Source organism: Brucella oryzae (genome assembly GCF_041929965.1).
In the GTDB taxonomy this organism is placed as follows: Bacteria; Pseudomonadota; Alphaproteobacteria; order Rhizobiales; family Rhizobiaceae; genus Brucella; species Brucella oryzae.
The window spans coordinates 42,273-48,272 of the sequence record NZ_JBHEEO010000028.1; the positions used below are offsets into that span (position 1 = coordinate 42,273).

The window sequence follows — 6,000 nt, forward strand, 5'->3', positions numbered from 1 at the left end:
TTCCTTTCGTCTGGATATGCGGGATCGTTCGTGCCCGCGTTTGCGAGCGCGTTTTTGGAATGAATTCAGATTGTCGGTTGGGCTGGGCGTCAGTCTGGAACGGCTGTTCAGGTCGGACCGGGTGCGTTCGTGTCCTTAGAATTGTTATCTGCTGCGCTCACCGAAACATGACTGCCCTGCTGATCCTGTCGCCGGATGGCATCGTCAAGAATGGCGGTGACGGCATCGCCTTCCAGAACGCCATGTTCGAGCAGTGTTTTGGAAAGTGTTCTGTGCGCTACCGCGTAACGGACAAGTCCGTGACGGGCAATGTCGTAGGCTTTTTGCAGCCGCTCATCGACATGGCTGGTTATGGGATGGGTTTCATGGAGCAGTTCCCGTCGTGCCACGCCGTCGCAAAACAGCAATGGGCGCTCTCTGGCAAAGCCGTATGTCGTTTCCATTGCCAGCGCCAGGTCGGTTGCATTCGCGAGGTCGCTACCCGGCTGCATCCCGGAGCCGACAGAGACATCCCCCAGGACAAGCTCTTCCGCTGCCCTTCCCGCAAGCATCACGGCAAGATTATCTTCGCAATCCTTTTCCAGCGGAATTAACTTGCGACGCGCCGTCGCAAAGCCGAATCCCACCTGCTCAGCTATACTGAGCGTCAACGGATGGCCGACTTGTAACATATGACGAATGACCGCATGACCTGCCTCGTGCACCGCCATGCGCCAGCGTTCCTCCGGCAGAATTGGTCTGTGATTGCCGGAAATGCCCTTTTCAATATCCGTCCAGGTAAGCCGACGCTTCTCGCGGCGTGCCTGCTGGCGAGCCCGACGGACAATCCGCTCGATATCGGCTCCGGTCATGCCCTGTGCCTTTAGCGCCAGGGGACGCAGATCGCGCAAACGCCTGAGACGTTCATCTGATTTGCAAGCTGTCATCGCTGTTGCTCCGCTTGTCGTGTTTCCAGCATAGCTTCAAGATCAGCACCCAGATGATGCGCGAGAATGCCGACCAGTGCATCCGTGTCGGGTTTTTGTATCCGGACATGGGTTTCCAGCCGTCCAGACCGTAACAATGCGTCATCAATATCGTCGGGCCGATTGGTGGCACCCACAATGACGATGCCTTCCTGTCTGATCGCACCATCCATCAATTCGAGCAGTTGATTGACGACAGCGTTCCAGTAATCCGCATAATCGCGGGACGGATCCTGACGTCGCCCGATGCTGTCGATCTCGTCAATAAACAGGATGACCGGGGCATGAGACGCCGCTTCCTCAAAAGCACTCTTCATGCGCAGCAACACATCACCAAGATGGCCCATCCGAAGCCATGTTGCGATAGAGGTCGCGAGGACAGGAATGCACAGGCTGTTACACAGCGCCCGTGCAAAAGTGGTCTTGCCGGTGCCAGGCGGGCCAGACAGAAGCAGCCGAGTGCTGATGTCAGACCAGACGAGTGATCCTGATGTCCACAATGCAAGGTCTTCCTTGAGCGCCAGCGCCCAATTAACCGCCTCGCCATAGCCTGACAGGTTTTCCACGCATAGAGTTGGCGTTCGACGCATGACGCTCTCTGCGGAATCGACGTCACTGAAGCCAGCATTGAGCGGTTCAGGTTCAATCAATCGGCTGTCGGAAACAATCTTTCTGCCATGCCGACCGCGTTCTCCTGTCGAGAACGGGTTTTTATCATCGGCCTTATCCTTCTTTTTATCTGCCTCTTTCTGCTTTTGCTTCTGCTCCTGCACCTGATGTGCCTGCTTTCTCCCCTCCAATTCCCATTGGGCCAGCAGATAAGCGAAGGTTTCCTGGCGTGTGGCTGCCTCCCGGAACGAATGTCTCAACTCTCGTAATGAATCGAGCGTGAACTCCTCTGGAAAAACGGTGTCGGCATCGTGTGCAGTCACCGTATCGAGCAGCCTGTTGAGAAGTGCGCCGTCAAGGGCGCCGGTGTCGAAGACAATATCTGCCACCACTTTCAGCCCGGCCGGAATCTCGTATTGCATATCAACGATACCGAGAAGCCATTCGCCGCGTGACAGTGCATCCCCAATGCTGTCTTCGTCAATCAGTGCCAGTTTCTCAAATCCGTCAGCATCGATAGTATTGATAATGACATCTGCCGGACGGAGGCGGCCCCTTGTCCGCTTTAACTGCCGGATTGTTGTCGTTCCCCAATGCTCGAGAGGTCGCGCTACAACATGCCCGCGATAAAGCCGCTGTTCACTCAACATCCGAAGCAGGATATCTTCAAAGCCCTCGATATCAGTGCGTATAATGACAAGCCCGGATTGTCTGCGTGAAAGCTCCATCAAGTGGTTTTGCCCGAAGCTCCCCTCCTCCAGAGCCCGTGCCAGCAGATGACAGACTGCGACATCACCAATGTCCGGCTCGACACGAAAACAACGCAGGAGTTTCAAAAGATATGTTCGCTCAACGGGAGCGTGGCGCATGTCGCTCAGAAACATTGGAAATGGCAGCGAAAGGGCAAACTGATCTTGCACGCTGGAAGCATCCAGATTGAAGCTGGCACCGAGATAAGCGTTCAAGACACGCAGATCATGAACCGGATGACCGGTCAGAAGCATGGCCGGTCTATATTCGTCACCGGGGTCGGACGCCGGGTCCGGCATATCGAAGCGCATCGTGAAAAATCCATCGACATCGACTTCGGTGTGAGACAATAGATCGAGTTCGCAGAAAACCTGTCGCAAGTCGCGATACAAAGCATGTTTCAAACGGGCAAGCAGATGCCGCCCAAGCCGGCTTGCGCCGGGTGGTGAAGTGGTCATGAAGCGACCTCATGGATAGAAAGAGTGAATTCCTAAGCATATCCCGAAAAGCGGCAACCCGCTTTGGGATCGAGATATGCGTACAGCAAGGAGGTAGTGTGGCTCCAGCGACTCCGTTTTAATCCGGACCGCTCCAGCGGCATCTCGTCAACGCGACGCGTTATCAGGCGTCAGGATTTGAGCTTGCGGTACAGTCACGCTGTCGAGCGCTTCGAGTGCAATCTTCATCAGTTCCTGCTCCAGCAACTGCGCCTGCTCGCTTTGTGTATCTGCAAAAGTGTCGCCGATCCGGATGAGAAGGTCTCCCCAGAGACCCTCCTGCAACGCCACTATCTTGTCCGCAATCCCAGCTTTGCCGAGCAGTTGATCAAGATCAAATATCGACCAGACCCCGGTTTCTTCATCACTGTCATCGAGCAGCGGGTCGATCAGTGCAAATTCGCAGTGCTCAATGTCGATGTCATAATATTGCCGTGCCAAACGGGCCCATGCCGACGGCAGGGTCGCGACTTCATTGCGCCATTGATCTAGCGCGTCTTTATGCATGCTGATGCAATAGATCATACTTATTATCCGCAACGCTTTCTTTTCAGCATCGTAATGCACCAGATCAAAAGCGTACGGTGCGTTCTTGGGCAATGCCGAAGTCGCAGTCGCAAGGATAACTTCACCCGGTGCAGATTTCCGGTCAACCGAACTGGCGACGCGATTAAGAATATCGCGTGTAATTGGCATCGCACGTGTCGGTGCCGTATCACCAGAAACCTTTGCCCGCGCCGATGCTTCTTCAATAAGTGCGAGGATTTTCTCACCCTCGTTCCAGATTGCCCACCGTAGAAGGACGTCACGAACGGCGCATTTCTGCCTGGCCCGATCTTCAGCGTGGGCAATACTGTTAAACAACCACGCCACGTTTTGCGACGCATGCAATTCTCGTCCGACATTACGGATCGGGATTTTGTGTTCTATCAAGTCAATATAGCCGACGACAGTTTCTGCAAACATAAGTCCTCCTTCCCCGAAGCGATTGCTGGTCGCCGGAGCAAAATAGTGTGAAAAGTCGGCCGCGCTTGCCCGTGCAAGCAGCGTCAGATTTTGAAGACAGCAAAGACCGTGACGTTGCGCGCGAACGCACACGACCAGAGCGTCAAAAGGGAAATTGGGAGTTCGGGCGTTAAAGAGCGCCGAACACGTTGAGAGCGGAAATTATTTCCGCTGTCGAGCCGCCATGCCGACGAGGAATTCAGGGCGCAGATCTTTTAATTGCGAACGAATAGCGATAATGCTCAGCATAGCTTGGCTCCTGTTGTTGGCAGGCTAAGTTAGTCTCCATTCTGGTGTTCCAGCACCGGAATGGAGGCGTCTGATCAATCAGACAAAGTGACTATTGCAGGATCTCAAACGCGTCGCAAGGATCCAAAACGAAAAAAGATCTCCAGACAGCATTTTTATCTAAGTCCCGGATATCACCGGCTTTTTCCGCTTCACTAAAATAGTGAAAAAACGTAGTGGCCATCAGCCTTTTGCGCTGTGATGAACACCTGAGGAAGCCTGAATGTGGAGCTTGAAAGTTATCCACAGGCTGGGCCGTAGAACCTGTTTCAGCAGCAGGCTGACCTGCACATGTGCCATGAAAAGCGATGCCGCGGCCACGGATGATCCCAACAATGGGCTGTTTACTTGCACAGCCTTCAACGACCCCATGTCGCCGCCAATCTCGAGAAATCCGATTCATGTGCAAACAGCGTTTCATGAAGTAATGGGGGGAGAACAGACAAAAGGTGCAAACTACGTTTGTAAAATCGCCAGGTTGAGATCAACGCTAGATGGCTTTGAAAGCGATGCTCAATGTTTGGTGTCATCAGAAGCCCTGCCAGGCTTCAGATGTACCTTGCGACGGAAGCCCCAATTCGTTTTGGTATATTTGGCGATCAGATCATCAAGGACGTCCAGAGAAGCGTCTTCATTGAACCCCTGCTCTTTCAAGGCTTCCAGCACGCGATTGATGAGCTGATCAAGAGAGCGAGGGTCATCAGCTTCTGATGCAAGCAGAACCATAAAATGCAGCACGATCCGCGCAATGTCGTCACGCGTCGGTTTACGCTCTGCCTTCAAACGGTCCCGATAGTCCTTCTGCCGTTCACGCTGCTTGCGCAAACGCTCCCCCTGCTGCCTGCTCGATACCATGGCTTCTCCAATATACACACCAATAATCAAAGCTTGAGCTCGAAAACCGTCGGCGCAAAGCATTTTTTTTACCACTCCGCGTCTGCCCGCAAACGGCGTTCGTCCTTGAATCGGATATCTCGAATCCAGCAACGTTTGTCCGGAACCGTGCAACGCGCTTCTCGAAACTTGAATCGGATTATTGCAAATTATTGCGATTTGAAATGCGTTGCTGGCAAATTGGAACGACATGCCGCCACATTGCGATGCGTTACCCGCAATTCCAGATGCAGTGCCGGAAAATCATTGCAATCTGTATTGCTCGCAGGGCTAGCCACCGCAAACGCCGTTCGCATCATCATGATCGATTCGAACTCCTGATGTTTCCGGAACAAGGTCGCTGCTTCTGTAGCCATTCTTAAGTTATGGAAAACAATGGCACTGTTCACAACAGATGCGGCGACTGAAACTCGCTTACTGTCCTTCTGCGCTACGAATGGCTGGGCACGCAATCACATCGCCGTTCATAAAAACATGGTGCGGCCAATATCCCACCCGTATCGCAGATTGTTTGAATTTGGGACTTGCCTACCTTTTCTTTTGGTGGTGTCATTCTACATACGACGACGTGTTACTCGTCGGGCCTGTATTACTTAAAAGGATTATTTTATGCAGATTTATAGTGGGGACCTGGTGGCTATCGCCACGCTTCTCAAGAAATACATAACGGATTCTGCCAATACAGAACCGGGTTGGGGAGTGGCAACCACTCTCCTGTCTCATGGCAAGTTCTGGCGTGTATCGACACAATCCGGAAACGCCCGTTTCTCAATCCCCAAGGCCTGTTTCGCGAATGCGCAGGCCGAAGTGATTTCGCCTCGCAACCATCGCCAGAAGCAGTTCTACTATGTCGAGGGCTACGCTTGCGATCTCGAATTGCCGATCCCGCTACACCATGCCTGGCTCGTCAACAGCGAAGGTGAGGTTTTCGATCCAACCTGGTCGGACGCGGAGCAATGCGTCTATTTTGGAATGAAGTTTAAGACCTCTTA

Annotated in this window: 5 protein-coding genes; 1 reads left to right on the plus strand and 4 read right to left on the minus strand. The window is 53.1% G+C overall.

All coding sequences use genetic code 11. The features are described from left to right. Positions 1-107: 107 nt before the first annotated feature. The 4 genes from JNC70_RS20415 to JNC70_RS20430 all read right to left on the minus strand — a co-directional run bounded on the left by JNC70_RS20415 (position 108) and on the right by JNC70_RS20430 (position 5,200). Entirely contained in the window at positions 108-926 is an 819-nt protein-coding gene (locus tag JNC70_RS20415; RefSeq protein WP_374788904.1) for an ATP-dependent metallopeptidase FtsH/Yme1/Tma family protein, read from the minus strand. Then, positions 923-2,782 (minus strand): AAA family ATPase, encoded by a 1,860-nt coding sequence (locus JNC70_RS20420; RefSeq protein WP_374788905.1) that lies wholly within the window; start codon positions 2,780-2,782, stop codon positions 923-925. Before JNC70_RS20420 ends, JNC70_RS20415 begins: the two co-directional genes overlap by 4 nt. Before the next feature lie 147 nt (positions 2,783-2,929). Further along, positions 2,930-3,787 (minus strand): hypothetical protein, encoded by an 858-nt coding sequence (locus tag JNC70_RS20425; protein WP_109366492.1) that lies wholly within the window; start codon positions 3,785-3,787, stop codon positions 2,930-2,932. Positions 3,788-4,627: 840 nt separating this feature from the next. After that, positions 4,628-5,200 (minus strand): hypothetical protein, encoded by a 573-nt coding sequence (locus tag JNC70_RS20430; protein WP_146200163.1) that lies wholly within the window; start codon positions 5,198-5,200, stop codon positions 4,628-4,630. Between the two features lie 417 nt (positions 5,201-5,617). Here JNC70_RS20430 and JNC70_RS20435 point away from each other — a divergent pair. Further along, positions 5,618-6,000, plus strand: a 383-nt coding sequence (locus tag JNC70_RS20435) for a hypothetical protein (RefSeq protein WP_374788906.1), incomplete at its 3' end; no start/stop codon positions are given.

What these genes read in the sequence shown, in the direction of transcription:
- JNC70_RS20430 (WP_146200163.1), bottom strand. Translation starts at nt 5,200, where the DNA reads ATGTCGTTCCAATTTGCCAGCAACGCATTTCAAATCGCAATAATTTGC.
- JNC70_RS20425 (WP_109366492.1), bottom strand. Translation starts at nt 3,787, where the DNA reads ATGTTTGCAGAAACTGTCGTCGGCTATATTGACTTGATAGAACACAAA.
- JNC70_RS20420 (WP_374788905.1), bottom strand. Translation starts at nt 2,782, where the DNA reads ATGACCACTTCACCACCCGGCGCAAGCCGGCTTGGGCGGCATCTGCTT.
- JNC70_RS20415 (WP_374788904.1), bottom strand. Translation starts at nt 926, where the DNA reads ATGACAGCTTGCAAATCAGATGAACGTCTCAGGCGTTTGCGCGATCTG.